At 70.9% G+C, this 21388-nt stretch carries 19 protein-coding genes; 8 read left to right on the top strand and 11 right to left on the bottom strand.

Annotation, left to right across the window (positions count from 1 at the left end):
- Positions 1-8: 8 nt before the first annotated feature.
- From WAE60_RS17525 to WAE60_RS17515, 3 genes are read right to left on the bottom strand one after another with little or no spacing between them, the layout of a single operon-like run.
- Complete coding sequence (locus WAE60_RS17525; RefSeq protein WP_029916113.1) at positions 9-1142, bottom strand: acyl-CoA dehydrogenase family protein; 1134 nt, start codon at positions 1140-1142, stop codon at positions 9-11.
- Between the two features lies 1 nt (position 1143).
- The gene (locus WAE60_RS17520) at positions 1144-1770 is read right to left on the bottom strand and encodes a 2-hydroxychromene-2-carboxylate isomerase (RefSeq protein WP_337687703.1); all 627 of its coding nucleotides are present in this window, start codon (positions 1768-1770) and stop codon (positions 1144-1146) included.
- A gap of 4 nt (positions 1771-1774) precedes the next feature.
- Positions 1775-2980 carry an acyl-CoA dehydrogenase family protein gene (locus WAE60_RS17515; protein WP_337687702.1) on the bottom strand — a complete coding sequence of 402 codons (1206 nt, stop codon included), beginning with the start codon at positions 2978-2980 and terminating at the stop codon, positions 1775-1777.
- Between the two features lie 207 nt (positions 2981-3187).
- Between WAE60_RS17515 and WAE60_RS17510 the strand changes: the two genes are divergently transcribed.
- The gene (locus WAE60_RS17510) at positions 3188-4861 is read left to right on the top strand and encodes a bifunctional lysylphosphatidylglycerol flippase/synthetase MprF (RefSeq protein WP_337687701.1); all 1674 of its coding nucleotides are present in this window, start codon (positions 3188-3190) and stop codon (positions 4859-4861) included.
- On the opposite strand, the gene WAE60_RS17505 is transcribed toward WAE60_RS17510, so the two are convergent.
- Complete coding sequence (locus tag WAE60_RS17505) at positions 4821-5033, bottom strand: hypothetical protein (RefSeq protein WP_029916117.1); 213 nt, start codon at positions 5031-5033, stop codon at positions 4821-4823. The genes WAE60_RS17510 and WAE60_RS17505 overlap by 41 nt on opposite strands.
- 297 nt (positions 5034-5330) lie before the next feature.
- Between WAE60_RS17505 and WAE60_RS17500 the strand changes: the two genes are divergently transcribed.
- Together WAE60_RS17500 and WAE60_RS17495 are read left to right on the top strand one after the other, a co-directional pair.
- Entirely contained in the window at positions 5331-8240 is a 2910-nt protein-coding gene (locus tag WAE60_RS17500; protein WP_337687700.1) for a peptidoglycan-binding protein, read from the top strand.
- A 172-nt stretch (positions 8241-8412) separates the two neighbouring features.
- Entirely contained in the window at positions 8413-8892 is a 480-nt protein-coding gene (locus tag WAE60_RS17495; RefSeq protein WP_029916120.1) for a DUF3429 domain-containing protein, read from the top strand.
- Here WAE60_RS17495 and WAE60_RS17490 read toward each other — a convergent pair whose 3' ends face one another.
- The 3 genes from WAE60_RS17490 to WAE60_RS17480 all read right to left on the bottom strand — a co-directional run bounded on the left by WAE60_RS17490 (position 8893) and on the right by WAE60_RS17480 (position 12735).
- Complete coding sequence (locus WAE60_RS17490; protein WP_029916122.1) at positions 8893-9369, bottom strand: hypothetical protein; 477 nt, start codon at positions 9367-9369, stop codon at positions 8893-8895.
- Between the two features lie 68 nt (positions 9370-9437).
- Positions 9438-10142 carry a ligase-associated DNA damage response endonuclease PdeM gene (gene pdeM / locus WAE60_RS17485; protein ID WP_337687726.1) on the bottom strand — a complete coding sequence of 235 codons (705 nt, stop codon included), beginning with the start codon at positions 10140-10142 and terminating at the stop codon, positions 9438-9440.
- 25 nt (positions 10143-10167) lie between these two features.
- Positions 10168-12735 (bottom strand): ligase-associated DNA damage response DEXH box helicase, encoded by a 2568-nt coding sequence (locus WAE60_RS17480; protein ID WP_337687699.1) that lies wholly within the window; start codon positions 12733-12735, stop codon positions 10168-10170.
- Between the two features lie 161 nt (positions 12736-12896).
- On the opposite strand from WAE60_RS17480, the gene WAE60_RS17475 reads away from it, so the two are divergent.
- Positions 12897-13835, top strand: coding sequence for a tetratricopeptide repeat protein (locus WAE60_RS17475; protein ID WP_337687698.1), 939 nt, complete (start codon positions 12897-12899; stop codon positions 13833-13835).
- A gap of 10 nt (positions 13836-13845) precedes the next feature.
- Here the strand turns inward: WAE60_RS17475 and WAE60_RS17470 are convergent, their stop codons facing one another.
- Positions 13846-14619, bottom strand: coding sequence for an SIMPL domain-containing protein (locus WAE60_RS17470; RefSeq protein WP_337687697.1), 774 nt, complete (start codon positions 14617-14619; stop codon positions 13846-13848).
- A gap of 104 nt (positions 14620-14723) precedes the next feature.
- Here WAE60_RS17470 and WAE60_RS17465 point away from each other — a divergent pair, with 104 nt between their 5' ends.
- The 4 genes from WAE60_RS17465 (at position 14724) to WAE60_RS17450 (ending at position 19091) form a co-directional block, all read left to right on the top strand.
- Positions 14724-17540, top strand: a complete 2817-nt coding sequence (locus WAE60_RS17465; RefSeq protein ID WP_337687696.1) for an ATP-dependent DNA helicase — start codon at positions 14724-14726, stop codon at positions 17538-17540.
- Between the two features lie 91 nt (positions 17541-17631).
- On the top strand, positions 17632-18102 hold the full coding sequence (locus WAE60_RS17460) for a hypothetical protein (RefSeq protein ID WP_337687695.1): 471 nt from the start codon (positions 17632-17634) through the stop codon (positions 18100-18102).
- A gap of 92 nt (positions 18103-18194) precedes the next feature.
- Complete coding sequence (locus WAE60_RS17455; RefSeq protein WP_029916135.1) at positions 18195-18461, top strand: hypothetical protein; 267 nt, start codon at positions 18195-18197, stop codon at positions 18459-18461.
- A gap of 72 nt (positions 18462-18533) precedes the next feature.
- On the top strand, positions 18534-19091 hold the full coding sequence (locus WAE60_RS17450) for a sugar O-acetyltransferase (RefSeq protein WP_337687694.1): 558 nt from the start codon (positions 18534-18536) through the stop codon (positions 19089-19091).
- Between the two features lie 146 nt (positions 19092-19237).
- Here the strand turns inward: WAE60_RS17450 and WAE60_RS17445 are convergent, their stop codons facing one another.
- The 3 genes from WAE60_RS17445 to WAE60_RS17435 all read right to left on the bottom strand — a co-directional run bounded on the left by WAE60_RS17445 (position 19238) and on the right by WAE60_RS17435 (position 21385).
- On the bottom strand, positions 19238-20074 hold the full coding sequence (locus WAE60_RS17445; RefSeq protein ID WP_337687693.1) for an AraC family transcriptional regulator: 837 nt from the start codon (positions 20072-20074) through the stop codon (positions 19238-19240).
- A gap of 72 nt (positions 20075-20146) precedes the next feature.
- Complete coding sequence (locus tag WAE60_RS17440; protein ID WP_337687692.1) at positions 20147-20896, bottom strand: DNA polymerase III subunit epsilon; 750 nt, start codon at positions 20894-20896, stop codon at positions 20147-20149.
- A 57-nt stretch (positions 20897-20953) separates the two neighbouring features.
- Positions 20954-21385: a hypothetical protein gene (locus WAE60_RS17435; RefSeq protein WP_337687691.1), complete on the bottom strand. Its 432-nt coding sequence runs from the start codon at positions 21383-21385 to the stop codon at positions 20954-20956.
- Positions 21386-21388 lie beyond the last annotated feature (3 nt).

Raw genomic sequence — 21388 nt, 5'->3', positions numbered from 1 at the left:
GGCTAAGCCTAGAAGCCGGACAGCCGCGCGTAGCGGTCGCGGTGGAACGAGGCCGAGCCGAACAGGGCTTCGGCGACGCGAGCGCGCTTCATGTAGAGGCCGGCGTCGTGAGCGTCGGTCATGCCGATGCCGCCGTGCATCTGGACCATCTCGTTGGACGCCAGGTGCAGGACCTCGGACGCCTTGGCCTTGGCCAGCGAGGCCAGCAGGCGGGTGTCGCCGCCGGCGTCGGCGGCTTCGAGGGCGGCCTCGACGCAGGAACGGGTGGTCTCCAGGTCGGTGAACAGCTTGGCGGCGCGGTGCTGCAGGGCCTGGAACGTGCCGATCACCTGGCCGAACTGGGTGCGGGTCTTGATGTAGTCCAGGGTGATCTCGAAGGCGGCGGTGGCCGTGCCCAGCATCTCGGCGGCCAGGCCGGCATAGGCGCGGTCCAGCACCGGCTCCAGGATCGCCCAGCCCTTGCCGACCTCGCCCAGGACCGCATCGGCACCGACCTCGACCTTGTCGAAGGCGATTTCGGCGGCGCCCCGGCTGTCGATCAGGGCCAGATGCTTGCGGGTGACGCCCTTGGCGTCGCCCGGCACGAGGAACAGGGTGAGGCCGTCGCTGTCGCCGGCCGCGCCCGAGGTGCGGGCCGCGACGATCAGCAGGTCGGCGGCCTCGCCGTCCAGCACGAACGTCTTGGAGCCGTTCAGGACGAAGCCGGCGCCGCCTTCCTTCGCTGTCAGCGTGGTGTTGAGCGGGGCGTGGTGCGCGCCCTCGTCGATCGCCAGGGTGGCCACCGCCTCGCCCGTGGCGATCTTCGGCAGCCAGGCGGCCTTCTGGGCGTCCGAGCCGCCCAGCGCCAGGGCCGAAGCGCCGACCATGGCGGTGGAGAGCAGGGGAGAGGCCACCAGGTTGCGACCGGTCTCCTCGAGGATCAGGCCCAGGCCCAGATAGCCGAAGGCCGAGCCGTCGAAGTCTTCCGGCACGATCACCCCGGCCCAGCCCATGGCGCCCATCTCGCTCCAGGCGGCCGGATCGAAGCTCTGCTTGGAGCCGCCGTCGCGCAGCTTGCGCAGGGCGGCGACGGGCGCGCTGTCCTGCGTCCAGCCTTTGGCGGCGTCGCGCAGCATGGTCTGTTCTTCGGTCAGGACGGCCATGTCAGGCTTGCTCCCCAATGGAATGTTCAAAGTTCTGATGACGGACGGCCCAGTCCAGGGCCTGTTCGAGACGGTCGTTGCCCCAGAAGAGCTCGCCGTCGGCGGTGACGAACGAGGGCGCGCCGAACAGGCCGCGCTCCCGGGCCTGGCGGACGTGGTCCTTCAGGCGGGCCTTGATCGGATCGGTGGCGGCCGCGGCCAGCACCTCGTCGGGACCCGCGCCGACCGAGGCGATCAGCGGGGCCAGCACCTCGGGTCTGGAGATGTCGTGGTCGTCGACGAAATTGGCCTGGTAGACCGCGCGGCTGAAGGCCGGCGTCCACCCGTCCTCCAGCCCGACGATGGCGACGCGCGCGGCCAGCAGCCCGTTGCGCGGGAACTGGCTGGGATGGACCAGCGGCAGGCCCTCCAGGTCGCAGACCCGCTGCAGGTCGCGCCACATGTAGTCGCCCTTGACCGGGAAGGCGTTGAACGGGCTGTCGTTCAGGCCCTGCTGGTCATGGAACAGCGGCCCCAGCAGGAACGGTCGCCAGGCCACGGCCACACCCGCCGCCTGGGCCAGGCGCTCGACGCGCATGGCGGCTGGGTAGCTGTAGGTGCTGCCGAATTCGTACCAGAACTCGATCATGGCTCTATTGATGGTCCAGCAGCCCGAGGACGCGCTTGGCCACCACGTTGAGGTTCACCTCGCTGGTGCCGCCCTCGATCGAGTTGCCCTTGGCGCGCAGCATGGCGCGCGGGACGGCCAGTTCGTCCTTGGCGAAGCCTTCGCCCTCCCAGCCCAGGCCCTGCAGGCCCAGGGCCTCGACCAACAGCTCGGTGCGCTCCTGGTTCATCTTGGCGGCGGCGTACTTGATGATCGAGACGGCGGCGCTGGGGCCCGAGCCCTGCTTGGACTCCGCCTCGGCCCGGCGCACGGTCAGCATGAAGGCGTGGGCGTCCATGCGGTGATGGGCGATGCGGGCCCGCAGGTCGCCGTCGGCCAGGCGGCCCTGGGCGTCGACCCCGACCTCCTTCTTGGCCGCCTCGACCAGGTCCAGCCCGCCGCCGCCGCCGAAGCCCGAGGCCGAGATGTTCTGGCGCTCGTACTGCAGCAGCCGCTTGGCGATGTCCCAGCCGCCGTTGACCTTGCCCACCAGCTGTTCCTTGGGGACCTTCACATTGTCGAAGAAGGTCTCGCAGAACGGCGAGGAGCCGCTGATCAGCTTGATCGGCCGCGCCTCGACCCCGGGCGAGGTCATGTCGAACAGCACGAACGAGATGCCCTCGTGCTTCTTGGTGGTGTCGGTGCGCACCAGGCAGAAGATCCAGTCGGCCTGGTCGGCGTAGCTGGTCCACACCTTCTGGCCGTTGATCAGCCAGTGGTCGCCCTTGTCCTCGCACTTGGTCTGAAGGCTGGCGAGGTCGGAGCCCGCGCCCGGCTCGCTGTAGCCCTGGCACCAGCGGGTCTCGCCGCGCACGATCTCGGGCAGGAAACGCTTCTTCTGTTCCTCGGTGGCGTATTCCAGCAGCACCGGGCCCAGCATCCAGATGCCGAAGCTCATCAGGGCGGGGCGGGCCTTGATGCGGCGCAGCTCCTGCTCCAGCACCTTGTTCTGGGCCTTGGACAGGCCGCCGCCGCCGTATTCCCTGGGCCACATCGGGGCGGTCCAGCCGCGCTCGGCCATGCGGTCCAGCCACAGCTTGGCGTCGGGGTTCTTCCACTTGTACCGCTTGCCGCCCCAGGGTGCGTCGTCCTCGGTCATCGGGGCGTTCAGGGACGCGGGGTAGTTGGCCTCCAGCCAGGACCGCGTCTCGGCCCTGAAGGCGTCCAGGTCGCCGCCGCCGAAATCCGCCATGGCCGTTCTCCCTCGTCTCGTCGTGTCTCGCGGCGCTTTTCCGCGCCGCCATTTGGCTTCCTTGGTCGTCAGACTACGCCATGGATCGACGGGGGCAAGCTGATTCAAACGCCTGTTCGTCACGCGGCGGGCGACCATTCGAGGGGAGGCGCGCTATAGAGGACACCGATGACGTGTCCCGCCGGGATTCGCCGATCAGGGGTCTTGATGTCCGCGCCGCAACTGAGGCCAGCCTTCCTCGCCGTAGCGCCGACGCTGTCGGCCATCCTGGCGGCCTGCGCCGGCATCCTGCTGCTGGCCTCGGGCGCGACGCCGTCCGAGCCGACCCGCTTCGCGATCTGGGTGGCCGTCGCGCCCGGGCCGCTGATCGAGGTCAGCCACTTCGTCTCGTCGATCCTGGGCCTGGTCCTGATCCTGCTGGCCTTCGGCCTGCGCTCGCGCCTGGACGCGGCCTGGTGGGCGGCGCTGTTCGCCCTGGCCGGCGGCGCGATCCTGGCCCTGTTCAAGGGGCTGAACTGGGAAGAGACGGTGATCCTGACCGGCATCATGCTGGCCATGCTGCCGTTCCACGAAGCCTTCCCCCGCAAGGCGGCCCTGACGCGGATGGAGATCACCCCCGGCTGGCTGCTGTCGGCGGCGGCGGCCCTGGTCGGGGTGGCCCTGTGCGGCTGGTGGACCTTCGCCCACACCGAATACGCCTCGCAGTCGGTGATGAAGACGATCGGCGACCGCGAAGTGGCCCGGGCCATCCGTTCGTCGGCCGCGGCCGCCATCGTGCTGATGGCCATCGGCGTCTGGCGGCTGATCGCCACCCCCGCCACGCCGCCGGTGGTGGACGACACCGACCCCGACTTCGACCGGGTCCGCGCCATCCTGGCCAAGGCCGAGAGCGCCGAGCCGCCGTCGAACCTGGCCCTGCTGGGCGATAAGCGCTTCCTGTTCTCGGCCTCGGGCGAGAGCTTCCTGATGTTCGGCGTGCGCGGCCGCTCGTGGATCGCCATGGGGCCGCCGGTCGGGCGCGACGACGAGCGCATGGAGCTGTTCTGGCGCTTCCGCGAACTGGCCGACGCCCACGCCGCCCGCGCCGGCTTCTACGCCCTGGGTCCCGCCGACCTGCCCGACAGCGTCGACTTAGGGTTGGCCATCCAGAAGACCGGCGAGAGCGCCGCGGTGCCGCTGGAGGCCTTCTCGCTGGCCGGCCGACGTCGCGAGGTCCTGCGGCGCAACTGGCGCAAGGCCGGGGAGGGCGGGGCGGCCTTCGAGGTCCTGCCCGCCGACCAGGTCCACACCATCATGCCCACGCTGAAGACGATCTCGGACGCCTGGCTGGCCCACCACGCCGGCGGCGAGAAGGGCTTCTCGATGGGCGGCTTCGACGAGCGCTACGTGGCCGAGTTCCCGGTCGCCCTGGTGCGGGTCGAGGACCAGATCGTCGCCTTCGCCACCCTGTGGACGACGGCCAACAAGGTCTCGTTCTCGATGGACCTGATGCGCTATTCCGACGACGCGCCCAAGAACGTGATGGACTACCTGTTCGTCGAGCTGCTGGGCTGGGGCAAGGAGCAGGGCTACCAGGCGTTCGAGTTCGGGGTGGCCCCGCTGGCCGGCCTGGAGGATCGCCCGCTGGCGCCGATCATGTCGCGCGTGGGCCGCCTGCTCTACGAGCGCGGCGAGGAAATCTACAATTTCCAGGGCGTGCGGCGGTACAAGGACAAGTACGATCCGGTTTGGCAGCCGCGCTACATTGCCGCGCCTCACAAGTGGGCCATACCCTTTTTGCTTGCGGACATCGGCCTGCTGTCGTCCGGCGGCGTCTCCGGACTGACGAAAAGGCCGCGACCTAGTAGCGCGGGTCGCCCGTCTTCATCCCCAGCAGATTGAGGATATGGGCCGCCATCAGCAGGGCCACGACGGCGCCGGCCACCATCAGCGGGCGCCACGGCATCATGCGCGGGCCCTTTAAAACATTGATCGGACGGGCCCCGCGCCAGCCGCAGAAGACGGCGAACAGCAGGGCGGCGACGGCGACGGCGATGGTGGTTTGAAGCTCCATTCGCCTCTCATGGCCTGCGACAATCAGCCATGCAAATCGTTAACGCGCGTTAACCACGTGCAGCCGAATCTTAGGTACACACGTTGGAGAAGTGTGCCTGTTAACCATCCACAGTTAATCTTGACCATTGCTATATGTAGCGGTTGAGGTCGCGTTTACACGCTAGGAATCGGTGTCTAGCGTTGGTTCCCAGGTGCATAGGGAACGATTCGGATGACGGCCGCCGCGCCATGGAGCGTTAAGGGGATCGACCCCAAGGCCCGTGAGGTCGCTAAAGACCTCGCGCGTCGCTCCGGCATGACGCTGGGCGAATGGCTGAACCGGATGATCATCGAGGGCGAGGGTTTCGACGCCGCCGCCCTGGAAGCTTTCGGCGAGCCCAGCCGTCCGTCCCTGGCCGTCAACAACGACCGCGCCAACCCCTCCTATTACGAGACCGACCGTCGCGGCGCGCCGTCGCGCATCGAGGCGCGCGAGCATCCCGCCGATGAGGTCGGCCGCGTGGCCGTCGCCCTGGACCGCCTGACCGACCGCATCGAGGCGGCCGAGAAGCGTTCGGCCCAGGCCATCTCCGGCATCGACGAATCCGTGCGCGGCGCCCTGCAGCGCCTGGTGGCCGCCGAGCGCGAGCAGGTGGCCGTGGCCGCCCGCTTCGAGGGCGCGGTGGACGAGATCAAGACCGACCAGACCCGCGCCGCCGAACGCCTGCGCCGGATCGAGGCCGAGGCCGCCGGTCCGCGCTCGGCCGAGGCCCTGCGCGCCCTGGAAGGCGCGCTCGGCAAGGTCGCCGGCCACCTCTACGAGGGCGAGGCCCGCACCCGCGAGACCATCGCCCACCTGGAACAGCGTCTGGACAATCAGGCCGGCGTCGGGGCGGGCGACCCCTCGGCCCTGGTCGAGGAAGTCGTGGCCCGCCTGGGCCAGCGTCTGGAAGCCGCCGAGGCCCGCACCGCCGAAGCCCTGCAGGCCCTGACTACTTCGTTCACCGCCCTGGACGGCCGCCTGCGCACCGTCGAGGACAGCAATCCGGGCGAAGGCGTCCAGAAGCGGCTCGACGACCTCTCCAACGGCCTGACCCAGCGCATGGAGGCCGCCCGCATGGAGATGGCCGCCAAGCTGCGCGAAAGCGCCGACGGCCGCTTCGACCGCATGGAGCGCAAGCTGGGCGAGATGACCGCCCACGTGCAGGCCGCCGAGCAGCGCTCGGCCCAGGCCATCGAGCGCATGGGCCGCGAGGTGGTCGGCATGGCCGACGCCCTGAACCGCCGGGTCCAGACCTCGGAAGCCCGCGCCAACGCCGCCATCGAGCAGGTCGCCGCCAGCATCGACCAGAAGCTGAACCGCGCCGACAGCGTCCAGGCCCAAGCCCTCGAGAAGCTGGGCGCCGAGATCGCCCGCATCACCGAGAAGCTGGCCGAGCGGATCGGCAACGCCGAGCGCCGCAACGCCCTGGCCATCGACGACGTCGGCGACCAGGTCACCCGCGTCACCGATCGCCTGAACCAGCGCCACGAGCGCACGTCTCAGGAACTGGTCGACCGCATCCGCCAGAGCGAGGAGCGCACCGCGCGCCTGCTGGAGGAAGCGCGCGAGAAGATTGACACCAAGCTGGCCGACGCCCAGCGCCGCCTGGCCGAGCAGGCCGCCGCGGCCGCGCCGCCGGCCCGTCCCGCCCCGTCGCCGTTCGACGACGGCGACCGCTTCTCGTTCGGCGGCGAGGCCGTCCCCGAGGACGTCTTCCACCAGCCGGCCGCCTTCATCCCGGCCCAGACCTCGACCCCGGCCCGCACGGCGGCGCCCGCCGCCTTCGAGGCCCCGGCCTACGAGGCTCCGGCCTTCCCGACCGCCGAGCCGCCCGCCCTGGAGTTCGGCGACGAGGATTTCGAGGCCGCCGACGGCTTCACCTCGGCCCTGGAGCCGGAAGCCGCGTTCGAGCCGGAAGCCGACTACGACAGCGACTTCTCGGCCCCCGAGTTCGGCGCCTCCGGCTTCTCGGCGCCGGAAGAGCCGTCCGCGCCCGGACGCCCGCTGTCGACGCGCGAAGTGATCGAGCAGGCCCGTGCCGCCGCGCGCCAGGCCGCCCTGGCCGGCGACGCCAAGGGCAAGGACAAGACCAAGGCCAAGAAGCCCGCGACCTCGCTGTTCGCCGGCTTCGGCGCCAAGGGTTCCGAGAAGAAGGCCAAGAAGGGCGGCATGAAGACCGCCCTGATGGTCTCGGCCGCCGCCGCCTGCCTGGGCGTGGGCGCGGCCAGCTTCTTCGTCAATTCCGAAGGCGCGGGCGGGCCGCTCCCCGACCGCGTGGCCAAGGGCATCGCCAACAAGTCGGGCGGCGAGATCCGTTCGGCCGAGGTCGACACCAGTCCGGCCGGCGCCCGCGCCGCCGTGGCCCTGACCGCAGGCGCCGCGACGCCCGTCGAGGCCGTTCCGATCGAGTCCGCGCCCGTCGCGCCGCCGGCCGAGAACGCCCAGGCCCTCTACGAGGACGGCGTGCGCCGCATCGAGGCCAAGGACCGCTCCGGCCTGGAAAACCTGCGCAAGGCCGCCAACCTGGGTCTGCCGCGCGCCCAGTTCTACCTGGCCAAGATGTACGAGGTCGGCGAGGGCGGGGTGAAGAAGGACCTGGGCGAGGCCCGCCGCTGGACCGAGCGCGCCGCCACGGCCGGCGAAGCCCGCGCCATGCACAACCTGGCCCTCTACTACTACAAGGGCGAGGGCGGCGAACGGAACTCGACCAAGGCCGCCAGCTGGTTCCGCAAGGCTTCGGACCTGGGTCTGGTCGACAGCCAGTTCAACCTGGCCCAGCTCTATGAAGGCGGGTGGGGCGTCAGCCAGAACCCGACCGAAGCCTACAAGTGGTACCTGATCGCCGCGCGGTCGGGCGACACCGCCTCGCGCGCCCGGGCCATGGCCCTGCGCGCCCAGCTGACGGCCGAAGGCCAGCGGATCGCCGAGCGTTCGGCCAGCGCCTTCCGCTCGCAGGCCGCCGCGCCCGTCCAGGCCGTGGCTTCGGCCGCCGCCCCCAGCGCCGGCCTGGCCACCGCCCAGCGCGCGCTGTCGAAGCTGGGTTACTACCAGGGGCCCCAGGACGGCGTGACCTCGCCGGCCCTGCAGATGGCCATCGCCGCCTACCAGCGCGACCAGAACATGCAGCCGTCGGGCGCCCTGGACGGCGACACCCTCAGCCGCCTGTCGACCTGGGCCCGCTGAGCCTAAAGGCCAAGCTTCCCAAACCCTTCCGGGTGTGCGAGCGTCCGCACTCATCCACAGGCTGTGTCCTGTGGTCAAATATCGTCCGTGGACCTATGGGCTGACCTCGGTAATAGTCAGTCCCTTCCGGGGGGAAGGGCGCGCGTCGGAGCTCGCGCCCGAAGGAGTAGACATGGCGTTCGAAGCAGCGACGGCCGATCATACGCAGGATCGCGTGCCGGTGCCCCCCGCCGTATGGGTTTGCGGCCTAGCCACCCTGGTCCCGTTCATCGTCTGCTCGGCCCTGTTCTGCTACGGCCCCATCGACATGCGGCAGGTCGCGCTGATCAGCCTGCTGGCCTATTCCAGCGCCATGATGTCGTACCTGGGCGGCGTGCGCTGCGGTCTCGAGATCGAGCGCGCCAGCCCCCGCTGGCTGACCCTGGGCCTTTCGCTGCTGTTCCCCCTGGCCGGCTTCGGCCTGCTGCTGGGCGGCCTGAAGTTCGAGCCCGCGTGGCAGCTTTCGGGCTTCCTGCTGGTCTTCATCCTGCAATGGCTGTGGGACGTGACCAACCATGACGGCCCCGCCTGGCGTCCGCGCCTGCGCACCCTGCTGACCTCCGGCGCGGCCATCTCGCTGGCCTTCGCCCTCGAGCAGGCCCTCCACCTCTAGCTACTGGTTGGTGGCCACCGCCTCGGTCGCCGCCGCGTCCGCCGCCGCGCCCGTGGCGACATCGGCCACCGGGGCGCTGACCACGACCGTCGAGGCGGCCTCGTCCTTGGCCTTGGGCGCATTGATAAACGGCGTCGCCTCGTTCAACGGGTCGGACACGCAGGCGGCGGCCACCTGCTTGCTCAGCTTCTCTTCCTTGGTGTTCTGCTGCATGCCCAGCGCGGCCGAGGCCACGGTGCCCGCGAACGGCACGACGGCGTTGCCGCCCATGCCCACCGCCTTCTTGAGCAGATTGGGCTCTTCGTAGTCGATGGCCTTGGCGCGCAAGGCCTTGCAGGTCTCGGTGTCGTATTTCGGGTCCTTGGCGTCGAGCTTGGCCACGGTCTTGACCGGGGGCTCGCCGGCCACGGCGGCCTGCGGGGTCGCCAAGGGCGACAGGGCTAGAACGGCGCCGATGCCGATCAGGATCGGTCGCATCACGAATCTCCATTGTCCAACGTCCCGGGGATCAAACGCCCGGACGCGGAGGGTGATCCGTCGGACTGCTAGTCGGGCCGCAGCGACTTCCAGCCCACCGCGTGCACGCGGCGAGGGCCCAGGGCGGCGGCGAGGGCCGGGCCGCCGAACAGCGGGGCGAAGGCCGGGTCCAGGATGTTCAGTCCGCCCGTGAACGCCCCGAACGCCGGCAGGACCAGGCGGGCGCCGTCGGTGACGAAGCAACGCCGCCGCACCGTAGCCCGGCCGCTGGTCACCTTGGCGGCCGGATGCAGATGCCCCGCCACCTCGCCGGGCTGGGCGCCGCGCAGGGGCTCGTGGCGGAAGGTCAGGCCGGCCAGCTGGGCCTCGTCGACCACGTCGCCGGGCAGGGTCCGGGGTCCGTCCTCGTCGTGGTTGCCCACCGCCCAGACCAGCCGGCGGCCCAGGGCCAGGGCGGCGATGCGCATCCGGTCATCCTCCGGCAGGCGATCCTCGCCCGCGCCGTCGTGGAAGCTGTCGCCCAGGAAGACCAGGGTGGCCGGCGACAGCGCCGCCAGTTCGCGCTCCAGCCGGTCCAGGGTCTCGCGGGTGTCGTAAGGCGGCAGCATCTGGCCGAACCGCGCGGCGTAGCTGCTGCCCTTCTCGAAGTGCAGGTCGGCCACCACCATCGTGCGCTCGGCCTCCAGCCACAGGGCGCCGGAGTGGCGCAGGACCGCGCGTGTCCCCGCGATCTCGAGCCGCAGGCCGCCGCAGTCGCCGATCTGGAACGCCAGTTGGGTCACGGAACAGATACTCTCACTATGCCATCGCCTCGGCGATCAGGTCTTCCTCGGCCTCGGCCAGCACCATTTCCCCGGCCGCGTCGCCCGGCGCGCGCTCACGGCCGATCTCCAGCATGATCGGCACGGCGAAGGGCGAAACGTGGTCCAGGGGCGCATGGCGGATGCGGCCGCCGCCGATCCGCGCCAGCATGTCGCCCAGCCGCGCCACGTCCAGCGAACCGGTCGCCGCATCGGCCCGGGCGCAGCGCAGCAACAGGTGGTCGGGCTGGTGGCGGCGCAGCACGTCGTAGATCAGGTCGGTCGAGAAGGTCACCTGGCGGCCCGACTTCTCCATGCCCGGATGGCGGCGCTCGATCAGGCCCGAGATCAGGGCGCAGGCCTTGAACGCGCGCTTCATCAGGAAGCTCTCGTCCAGCCAGGCTTCCAGGTCATCGCCCAGCATGTCCTGGGCGAACAGCTCGTCCAGGTCCAGCTGGTCCATCGGCTTCAGCGACCAGATGGCCACCGCGTAGTCGTTGGCCACGAAGCCCAGCGGCCCGACGCCCAGCCGGTCCAGCCGACGGGTCAGCAGCATGGCCAGGGTGGTGTGGGCCAGGCGTCCCTCGAACGGATAGCACACCAGGTGGAAGCGCTTGCCGTGCGGGAAGGTCTCCAGCAGCATCTCGTCCTGGTCGGGGATGATCGAGCGGACCTTCTGGTAGTTCAGCCACTCCTGAACGTCGGGGGGCAGGGCGGGCCATTCGCGCTCGTCGTGCATCATCGCCCGCACGCGACCGGCCAGATAGGTCGACAGCGGGAACTTCGAGCCGCCCCAGCTGGGCATCTTCGGGTCCTTGTCCGGGGCGGGCGTGACGAAGGCGTCGGCCCCGACCAGGCTGTTGAAGCGCCAGACCTGGCCGGCGAAGACGAAGGTGTCGCCGGGCGTCATGGCCTCGAAGAAGCCTTCCTCGGCCTCGCCGACCTTGCGGCCGCCCATGGGGCGTTTGCCGCCGCCGATGCGGACATTGATCATGGCGGGCGAGACGATGGCCCCGACGTTCATCCGATGGGCCAGCACCGCCTGGGCGTTGCGCGCCCGCCAGAGCCCGTCCTGGCCCGGCACGATGCGGCGGAACTTGTCGTAGGTGCGCAGGGCGTAGCCGCCGGTCGAGACGAAGTCGACGACCGTCTCGAAGTCCTCCCACGACAGGTCGGCGTAGGGACCGGCGGCGCGGACCTCGTCATAGAGCTCGGTGGGGGCGAAGGGCTCGGAGCAGGCGCAGCCCATGATGTGCTGGGCCAGGACATCCAGCGCACCGATGCGAGCCGGCTCGCCGTCCAGGTGCCCGCCCAGGATGGCGTCGGCGGCGGCGCGGCACTCCAGGAACTCGAAGCGGTTGGCCGGGGCCAGGATGGCGCGCGAGGGCTCGTCCAGGCGGTGGTTGGCGCGGCCGATCCGCTGGACCATCCGCGAGGCCCCCTTGGGCGCGGCCAGCTGGATCACCAGGTCCACGTCGCCCCAGTCGATGCCCATGTCGAGGGTGGAGGTGCAGACCACGGCCCGGATCTCGCCACGGGCCATGGCCGCCTCGACCTTGCGCCGCTGCTCGGCCGCCAGGCTGCCGTGGTGCAGGGCGATGGCCAGGCCGTCGTCGTTCAGTTTCCACAGCTCCTGGAACGCGAACTCGGCCTGGAAGCGCGTGTTGACGAAGACCAGGGCGGTCCTGGCGCCTTTGATGATCTCGTAGATCTCGGCCATGGCGTGCTCGGCCGTGTGCCCGGCCCAGGGCACGCGGCCGCCCGAGACCAGCACCTCGACGATCGGCTGGGCGCCGCCCTGGCCCAGGACGAGGTCGACGGAGTGGGAGATCCTCCCCTCTTGGGGGAGGTGGCCCGAAGGGCCGGAGGGGGCCTGCTGAAGATCGGCCTCGCTACCCCCTCCGTCGCTCCGCGACACCTTCCCCAAAGGGGGAGGATCTGGAAGGTTCACGCCCAGCCACCGCCGCACCAGGTCCGGATCGTCCACCGTCGCCGACAGCCCCACCCGCCGCATGTTCGGCGCGAAGCGCTGCAGGCGCGCCAGGCCCAGCGACAGAAGGTCGCCGCGCTTGGAGGGCCAGATGGCGTGGGCCTCGTCGATGATCACGCAGGACAGGTCGGCGAAGTACTCGCGCGCGCCCTCCCAGGCGCAGAACAGGGCCAACTGTTCGGGCGTGGTCAGCAGGATGTCCGGCGGCCGCAGGCGCTGGCGCTGCTTGCGGGCCTCGCCGGTGTCGCCGGTGCGGCTCTCGGCCACGATGTTCAGGCCCATCTCGCGGATCGGCGTGGCCAGGTTGCGCTCGATGTCGACCGCCAGGGCCTTGAGCGGGGAGATATAGAGGGTGTGGACGCCGGCCGGGGTGTTGCGCGGCGCGCGCTCGGAGAGCTCGATCAGGCTGGGCAGGAAGCCGGCCAGGGTCTTGCCGCCGCCGGTGGGGGCGATCAGCAGGGCGTCGCGGCCCTGCCGGCCCTTCTCGACCATGGCCAGCTGATGCGGCCTGGGCGCCCAGCCGCGCGCGGCGAACCACTGTTCAAAGCGGGGAGGAAGGGCGGTCGCCGCGAGCATTGCCCACGCCTATAGCATGTTCCCGTTCCGTTTCCATGCGGCTACCTGCCGCTTTCCGGTGTTTTGACAACAGTGGTACGCGAGACTACCCGAAGGACGGGATCGTTAGGGGCGTGACGCAGATGGCATCGATGGCTCGCAACAGCTTTGCAGGCTTGGCCTTGGCGACGATCCTCGCGATCGGCGCGCCGGCCCTTTCGGCCCCGCTTCCGGCGGCGTTCGCCGCGGCCGCCGAGCCGAGCCGGGCCGAGCTCCTCCGCCGCGCCCAGGCCGGGGACGTCACCGCCTACGACCTGCTGGCCAGCAGCTATCTGGACGCTGACGGCGACCAGCGCGACGTCAACGCCGCCGTGCGCTGGTTGGAGAAGGGGGTCAAGGCCGGCGACACCGACTGCATGATCGCCCTGGGCAACCTCTATTTCGAAGGCGGCGACCTGGATCAGGACCAGGCCAAGGCCCTGTCGCTGTACAAGGCCGCCGCGGCCGAGGGCGACGCCCTGGGCGCCTACAACGCCGGCCTGGTCTACGAGACCAGCGTCGACGACCTGACCCAGGCCCTGGGCTGGTACTGGCGCGCGGCCATGGGCGGCGACGAGGGCGGGATGTACAAGCTGGCCCTGGCGTATCAGCTGGGACAGGGCGTGCCCACGGACGAGACCCAGGCCGTGACCTGGATGCGCAAGGCCGCCGCCGCCGGCTCGGTCGACGCGATCAACGACCTGGGCTCCTACTACCTGCAGGGCTACGGCGTGCCGGTCGACGAGGTCCAGGCCCTGAAGCTGTACGTGGACGCCGCCCAACGCGGTTCGGCGGTGGCCCTGGCCAACGTCGCCGCCGCCTATCACAACGGCGAGGGCGTCCCGGTCGATTTCGAGAAGGCGCTCAGCCTCTACGCCCAGTCGGCCAGGGCCGGCAACCTGACGGCCTATTACGATCTGGGCCAGATGTACGAGGACGGCGAAGGCGTGAAGGCCAGCCGCGCCAAGGCGGTGCAGCTGTACCGCCTGGCCGCCGAGAGCGAGGACGACGAGGTCGCCGAGATGGCCGAGGACGCCGTCGAGCGTCTCGAAGGCGGGTCCTCGGAAACCCCGATCGCCTGATCGACCCCGACTAGGGCAGCAGGCTGTAGACCGCCGTCACCCGCGCCGTGCGCGTGATCGGCGGGGGAGCCATCGTCAGGGGCGCGGCCAGCTTGGACGCCGTGACGACGATCTCGGCGCGCGCCGGCGGGGGCGGCGGCGGCGGCGGGGGAGCCCCGAAGGCGCCGATATTGACCGCCTGGGAATCCTGGATCCGGACGAGCGGCCCCAGCTTGCCGCCCGAACTCTCGGCGATCAGCTGAGCCTGACGCTTGGCGTCGGCGATGGCCGAACGCATCGCCTTGTCCTCCAGCGGCTGGTCGTCGATCAGTCCGCCATTGCTGACGTTGATGTCGGAGCCGCCCACTTGGGCCGCCAGGGAGGCGACGTCGCCGACCTGTTTGGCCGGGGTCACCTTTATCTGGAAACCGACCGTGGCCACGCTGCCGATCACCGCGCACTCGCCGGTGCTGAGATTGGGCGCGCCGTAGCTGGTGGCGTTGCAGGCCTTGGGGCGGACTTCACGGATCGACAGCGTGCTGCTGCGCACGTCCAGCGTCGGCTTGCTGGCCAGGGCCGCCAGGCTGGCCTCCAGCTTGCCCCGGGCGGTCGACAGGGCCGAGACCGCGTCCGGCGAGCTGGGGCCTTCGCCGCGCAGGTTGAACGACAGCCAGGCGTAGTCGGCCGGCGCCTCGGCGCGGCCGTTGCCAATCACCGTGACGGTCGGGCCGGTCGGCTCCGGGGTCTGGGCGAGGACGGCCGAGGCGGGGACGCAGGCCAAGGCGGCGACAAGCAGAAGACGCATGCGAAAGCTCCATTTGAGGTTGTGACCATGGCAGAGCCTGATCTCTTCGCCAAGCTGTGGATTGTTCCCGTTCCGTTTCTGTCGCCGATCCGCTAAAAGGGCGCGTGACCGCACAGATTCCCGCCCTCGATCTCGCCCCCGCCCTGGTGGTGCTGCCCGGCCCGCGCGCCGGCGTGGCCGACGGCTCGGGCGAGGGGCGGGTGCTGCGCACGCCCGACGCCCGCGACCTGTTCGAATACGGCCCGGTGCTGGTGGCCCACGCCTCGATGACCGCCAAGCGGCTGAACCTGCAGGCTCCGGCCCGCGGGCGAGGGGTGTTCGACGTGCTGGAGCTGTACGCCTTCACCCGCCCGGCCACCTTCTGCGCGCCCTCGGCCGTCGGACTAGCCACCGCCCTGGGCCTGCCCGAGCCCAAGGGCGCGGCCGCCCAGGCCCAGACCCTGCGCGACGCCGCCTCGGCCCTGCTGCACGAACTGGGTCTGACGCCCAGGCCGTCGCGCGAGGAGGCCTTGGCGGTGGCCGAGACCCTGGCCCGGGCCGGCTGGTCGTGGGGGCCGGCGGTGGTCGGCGCGCTGCGCTCGGCCCCGGTGGGCAACCAGTTCCGCAGTTCCGGCCTCGACGTCTGGGCCCGCGCCGTCGAGTGGGAAGACCAGGCGCCGGCCGGCGAGCCGGGCAGCCGTCCCGTCGACCCCGAACGCGCCAGCGAACGCCTGCGCGAGCTGCTGCACCGCTCGGGCCTGGACGAGGTGCGCGAGGCCCAGGACACCTTCGCCCGCGAGGCCGCCTACGCCTTCGCCCCCCGCGACCGCGAGGGCGAGCCGCAAATGATGCTGGCCGAGGCCGGCACCGGGGTCGGCAAGACCCTGGGCTATCTGGCGCCCGCCTCGGTGTGGGCCGAGATGAACGGCCCCTCCGTCTGGGTCAGCACCTATACCCGCGCCCTGCAGCGCCAGATCGAGCGCGAGAGCCAGTCGATCTATCCCGATCCGCTGGTCCGGGCCCGCAAGGCCGTGGTCCGCAAGGGGCGCGAGAACTACATCTGCCTGCTGAACTTCCAGGAGCAGGTGAACACCGCCCAGCTGGGCAATGGCGACCTGATCGGCCTGGCGCTGGCGGCCCGCTGGGCCCGCGCCAGCCGCGACGGCGACATGACGGGCGGCGACTTCCCGGCCTGGCTGCCGACCCTGTTCGCCATCGCCCCCTCGGCCCAGGCGGGGCCCGCCAACCTGGTCGACCGGCGCGGCGAGTGCATCCACGCCGGCTGCCAGCACTATCGCGTCTGCTTCATCGAAAAGGCCGTGCGGGCGTCCAAGCGGGCCGACATCGTCATCGCCAACCACGCCCTGGTGCTGAGCCAGGCGGCCTTCGACGGCGCCCGGGCGGCGCGGGGCCTGAAGGGCGACAACGAGACCACGTCGCTGAAGCGCATCGTCTTCGACGAGGGCCACCACCTGTTCGACGCCGCCGACAGCGCCTTCTCGGCCGCCCTGTCCGGAGCCGAGGCCGCCGAGCTGCGGCGCTGGCTGCGCGGGCCGGAAGGACGGGGGCGGCGGGGCAGGGGGCTGGAGGCCCGGCTGCTGGACATCATCGGCGAGCGCGAGGGCGCGCGCGGCGCCCTGAACGCCGCCCTGCAGGCCGCCGCCGCCCTGCCGGGCGAGGGCTGGTCGGGCCGCATCGCCCCGCCCGACGGCCAGGTCAATCCGATCGGGCCTATTGAAACCTACCTGGTCTCGGTGATTGAACAGCTGCGGGCTCGAGTCACCGACCGTCCCGGCGCGGCGGAGCAGGGGCTGCAATGCGCCGCCCGCCCGGCCATCGACCTGGTCCGCGAGCGGGCCGGCGAGGCGGCCAAGGCCCTGGCGGCCATCGAGGCCCCGCTGCTGGCCCTGGCCCGCCACCTGGAAGACGTGCTGGACGAGGAGGCCGACACCCTGCCGACCAGCGAGCGGGCGAGGATCGAGGGCGCGTTGCGCGGCCTGGACCGCCGGGCCCGCATGACCCTGCCGGCCTGGCGCTCGATCCTGAAGGCCATCGACGAGGACGCCGAGGACGACCCCGAGTTCGTCGACTGGTTCGAGGCGACGTTCCTCTACGGCCGCGTCGTCGACGCCGCCTGCCGCCGCCACTGGGTGGACCCGACCGAGCCGCTGCGCGCGGCGGTCCTCAGCCCCGCCCACGGCGTGCTGGTGACCAGCGCCACCCTGACCGACCCGGCCCTGGAGGATCCGTTCGCCCTGGCCGAGATGCGCACGGGCGCCGCGCGTCTGCCGCAGAGCCCCAAGGTCCTGCGCCTGGCCTCGCCGTTCGACTACGAGAAGAACGCCCGGGCCTTCGTGGTCACCGACGTGGGCAAGGACGATCCGCGCCAGGTCTCGGCGGCCATGCGCGAACTGTTCCTGGCGGCCGGCGGCGGCGGGCTGGGCCTGTTCACGGCCATCCGCCGGCTGAAGGCGGTGCACGAGCGGATCGCCGGACCCCTGGCCGACCAGGGCCTGGCGCTCTACGCCCAGCACGTCGACCCGCTTGAGGCCGGGGCGCTGGTCGACATCTTCCGGGCCGAGGAGGACGCGTGCCTGCTGGGCACCGACGCGATCCGCGACGGCATCGACGTGCCGGGGCGCAGCTTGCGCCTGCTGGTCTTCGACCGCGTGCCCTGGCCGCGTCCGGACGTGCTGCACAAGGCCCGCCGCGCGAGATTCGGCGGCAAGGGCTATGACGACTCGACGGCCCGCGCCCGCATCAGCCAGGCCTTCGGCCGCCTGATCCGCCGGGCCGACGACCGCGGGGTGTTCGTGATGCTGGACGCCGCCGCCCCGACGCGGCTGTTCTCCGGCCTGCCCGAGGGCGTGACCATCGAGCGGGTGAGCCTGGTCGAGGCCATCGAGGCCACCGCCGCATTTTTGTCGGAAGATCGTTCTTAATCAGAACCCTGAGGGGTTTCAGTGAAGCTTGCTCCGCCTATATGCGGGGCGTTCGTCGTCGGGATGTTGCAAAGTGGCGTTGGGTAGAGGTTTGGCGGCCTTGTCGGTGGTCGCGGCGCTGGGTGTCGCGCCGGTCGCGCGGGCCGGCGAATTCGTGCGCGCGGACTGCCGCACGGTGGTCAAGCCGACCGACGCCCTGCGGTTCGACACCGACGAGCACCTGCGCTGGTACAAGCGGTTCTGGACCGGGACCTGCGATCACCTGACCTTCTGCTTCCCCGGTTCGCCCAACTGGAACGACATCGTCGGCAAGCTGCTGGTCAAGGGCGGTCCCGCCGAACAGCCGGCCCTTCTGCCCAAGGCCTGCCGCCTGGGCCAGCTGATCGGTCTGGAATGGGCCAAGGACAAGGACGTCCAGAAGATCAGCACCAAGGACCTGAAGGTCTTCAACAACATCCTGGAGGCGGCCGGCGACCCGCTGAAAGGCGTCGAGGCCGTCGACGCCAGGGCCCGCGCCCTGGCTTCCCAGCCGGCCAGGCCGGCGGCGTCGCAAAAGCCCTGATAGAGTCGCCTGTCCGACGCATTCGCGTCGAATTCCTGCAACGGAACTCGGCTAAACACCCTGGCGTCGGGGGGAAGTGCCAGGAGCGTTGCATGACCAGGTCCCAGATCACCGCCGACGTCGCCGTCGACGACCAAGCCGATCCCGGTCACGCCCGCTCCGCCCGGGCCCTGGTGCAGGGCGTGCGCTGGCGCAGCGGCCTCTCGCAGGGCGAGTTCGCGCGGGCCTTCTGCATTCCCCTGGACCTGTTGGCGGCGCTCGAGCTGGGACAATCGCGGCCCGACGAGGCCCTGACGGCCTATCTGCGGGTCATCGACCATGCGCCCGACACGGTGCGCGAGGCCTTGGAGCGCCACTAGGACGCCGGGCCAAGATTTGTCGTCCGGTCCCGCGTCTGGCATGGAGGGGGCGAGTAAGGAGCCTTTCGCCTCGTGACCGACGCCCGCACCCAGAAGCAGCGCATGCTGGCCGGCGACCTGTACAGCCCCATCGATCCGGAGATCATGGCCGACCACGAGGCGGCCGTGGCCTGGATGGGGCGCTACAACGCCCTGGACCTGCCGCCGTCGGAACGCCACGCCCTGCTGCGGGAATTGTTCGCCGAGGTCGGCGACCGGGTCAGCATCCGGCCGCCGTTCCACTGCGACTACGGCTACAACATCTCGGTCGGCGAGGGGGTGTTCCTCAACTTCAACTGCGTGATCCTGGACGTCACCAAGGTGACCATCGGGGCGGCGACGACGATCGGGCCGCACGTGCAGATCTACACCGCCGAACACCCGCGCGACCCGGTCGAGCGTCGCACCGGCATCGAGTATTCCCGGCCGGTGGTGATCGGCGAGAACGTCTGGATCGGCGGCGGCTCGATCATCCTGCCGGGCGTGACGGTCGGCGACGACGCCATCATCGGGGCCGGCAGCGTGGTCACCCGCGACGTGCCCAAGGGCGCGACCGTCGTGGGCAACCCCGCGCGGGTGCGGGGCAAGTAGCTTTCCTCACTGTTGTCATCCCGGAAAGCGCGCAGCGCTTGTCCGGGACCCAGGTGAACCGCAAAGCGCTGGCCCAGTCCCCTGGGTCCCGGACAGCCCCTGCGGGGCTTCCGGGATGACAACCGTTCAGGGGCGTTGAAGGGGGACTACTTCGGCTTCACCGGGATCCACGCCTCCAGCCCGCCGTCGCCGGTGCGCGGATCGAACTCCGACCCGTAGCGCTCGAAGAAGGGGGCGTCGGCCGGCTCGTAGTCCGACTCCGGCAGCCACTGGGTGTAGATCGTGTGCATGGTCCGGCGGATGGTCGAGACGTGCTCGGCGTGGTGGAACACCGCGTACAGATGGGCCGGGACCCGCACCGAGACGAAGCCCTCCGGCAGGTCGGAGAAGTCGGCCACCTCGACGCCGCTGACATAGTCGAAATTGCCCAGGTCGTCGCCGTTCAGCACCACGCCGTAGGCGACGTCTCCGATCTCTCCGGGGATGTGGCCGATGTGCTCGCCGAAGCGCTGCCACTGGGCGGGGATGCCGCCGGGGCCCTCGCAGCCGTAGCGGCCGGTCAGGCCGGCGATCAGCAGGGCGCGGCCCTGCTCGATACGCGGCGGGGGAAGGTCGGTTCGAAGGCTTGCATCCAGCACGATGGGCTCCACGAGCTTGAGGGGGTCCAGGTCGCGCGTCGCCCGCACCTGCTCGGGGGTGATCCCGAACTGGTCGCGGAACGCGCGGGTGAACGCCTCGTGCGAGCCGTAGCCGGCCTCCAGGGCCACCGACAGGATGTCGGGAGCCCCCTGGGCCAGCTGCCGCGCCGCCTCCGTCAGCCGCCGCGCGCGCAGATAGCCGATCACCGGACGACCGGTGGCGACGACGAAGGCGCGGGACATGTGGAAGCGCGAAACCCCGCCGGCGTCGGCGATCTCGTCCAGGTCCAAGGGCTGGGCGAAATGGCTTTCGATGAACCAGATGGCTTGTTCGACGGGGTTCATGGGCGGGTCTCGCGACGAAGCGTGCGATCTGGATAGCGTGGGCTTCGCCAGCCTATTTGATCGCGATTGCGCTCAGAGCAAAGTCCGCTGCGCCGGTTCGGCCTCCGCCGCGGCGGGCGCTTCGCCCCGACGGCGCAGTTCGGTCTCGGCGCTGAAGCGGATGTTCGGATCGCGATCCTGCGCCAGCGTCGAGAGGGCTTCGGCGGCGAGACGGTCCCAAGGCCTGCCGCGCTCCGGGCCGGTCGGGACCCGTGGCAGCAGGCCGGGCTCGCGGCTCCAGGCCAGGAGTTGCTCCAGCGAGGCCGCGTCGAGCATGTCGCGCAGGTGATGGGCCGTGACATAGGCGTCGGGCAGGGCCCGGTGGGCCGGCAGGCCCAGCTCGTGGACCAGGCCCTCGGGCATGCGCTGATAGCGCAGCATCTGGTTGGAGAAGCCGGTCAGGTGCGGCCAGACCCGCAGGGCGCACTTCCAGGTGCAGATCCACGCCGCGCCGCCCGTGAACCTCGGCGTGCAGTAGCGTTGTTCGAACGCCGCGCGGTGGGCGGCCAGGGCGTGGACGCCGCCTTCCGGCTTCAGGACGCCGCCCGCGACGTCTTTCCAATACGGCGCGCCGGCGACGTCGGCGTCGAGGATGTGGTGGATCGACATCGTCTCGGGCGTGATCGGGCGGCCGGGATTGACCAGCAGCGATCCACGGCCTTCGTCGACCCGCCAGCGGCCGCTCGAGTCCTGCGTGACGTCCTGCCAGCCGACCTCGCAGACGGCGTGCGGGCCGTCGCCGGCGGTCTCCAGGTCGACGACGCGGATGCGGGGAGGGGCCATCCCAGGGATATGGGAAGCGGCGGCTCCCGATCCAACGCGCCGCACCGCGCCCTGTCGTCAGGGCAGTCGTGGCGCGGCGGGCTGCTTGAACAGCCAGCCCGCGATCGGCCGGCCGGGGATTTCATGCCGCGTCCAGATGCGGGTGCCGCCGTCGAAGACGGTGAAGCTGTTGGACCCCAGGCTGGGGCCGAAGTTCAGGAGGCCCGACTTGCCGTCGGGATTGGAGGTGCACTTCACGCCGGAATAGGGGCTTTGGACCGCCGCCGTGCTGGCGGGGTCGTAGGCGATCACACCCCGTCCTGCACCGACGCCGTGTTCGTCGAACGTGAGGCTGACGCCGGCGAAGGCGTCCGGATGGGCGTCGAACTTGCCGCGCATGATCCCGGCGTAGGTGACGTTCTTCAGGCCGTCGCAGGCCTTGCCCTCGGCGTGGGCCGCGCAGGGCAGCAGCAGGGCGACCGCGGTCGCGATCAGGGCGGCGGATTTCAAGGC

The organism is Caulobacter sp. CCG-8 (assembly GCF_037402475.1).
In the GTDB taxonomy this organism is placed as follows: domain Bacteria; phylum Pseudomonadota; class Alphaproteobacteria; order Caulobacterales; family Caulobacteraceae; genus Caulobacter.
Note: the sequence above shows the minus strand (reverse complement) of the source record. Positions and strands in the feature narration are given on the sequence as shown.

Bases quoted from the DNA above. Each gene is read 5' to 3' on its own strand.
- WAE60_RS17505 (WP_029916117.1), bottom strand. From the start codon at position 5,033: ATGGAGCTTCAAACCACCATCGCCGTCGCCGTCGCCGCCCTGCTGTTC.
- WAE60_RS17440 (WP_337687692.1), bottom strand. From the start codon at position 20,896: ATGGCCCCTCCCCGCATCCGCGTCGTCGACCTGGAGACCGCCGGCGAC.
- WAE60_RS17495 (WP_029916120.1), top strand. From the start codon at position 8,413: ATGGCGTTCGAAGCAGCGACGGCCGATCATACGCAGGATCGCGTGCCG.
- WAE60_RS17500 (WP_337687700.1), top strand. From the start codon at position 5,331: ATGACGCTGGGCGAATGGCTGAACCGGATGATCATCGAGGGCGAGGGT.
- WAE60_RS17445 (WP_337687693.1), bottom strand. From the start codon at position 20,074: ATGAACCCCGTCGAACAAGCCATCTGGTTCATCGAAAGCCATTTCGCC.
- WAE60_RS17510 (WP_337687701.1), top strand. From the start codon at position 3,188: ATGTCCGCGCCGCAACTGAGGCCAGCCTTCCTCGCCGTAGCGCCGACG.
- WAE60_RS17455 (WP_029916135.1), top strand. From the start codon at position 18,195: ATGACCAGGTCCCAGATCACCGCCGACGTCGCCGTCGACGACCAAGCC.
- WAE60_RS17515 (WP_337687702.1), bottom strand. From the start codon at position 2,980: ATGGCGGATTTCGGCGGCGGCGACCTGGACGCCTTCAGGGCCGAGACG.
- WAE60_RS17470 (WP_337687697.1), bottom strand. From the start codon at position 14,619: ATGCGTCTTCTGCTTGTCGCCGCCTTGGCCTGCGTCCCCGCCTCGGCC.
- WAE60_RS17490 (WP_029916122.1), bottom strand. From the start codon at position 9,369: ATGCGACCGATCCTGATCGGCATCGGCGCCGTTCTAGCCCTGTCGCCC.
- WAE60_RS17525 (WP_029916113.1), bottom strand. From the start codon at position 1,142: ATGGCCGTCCTGACCGAAGAACAGACCATGCTGCGCGACGCCGCCAAA.
- WAE60_RS17520 (WP_337687703.1), bottom strand. From the start codon at position 1,770: ATGATCGAGTTCTGGTACGAATTCGGCAGCACCTACAGCTACCCAGCC.
- WAE60_RS17480 (WP_337687699.1), bottom strand. From the start codon at position 12,735: ATGCTCGCGGCGACCGCCCTTCCTCCCCGCTTTGAACAGTGGTTCGCC.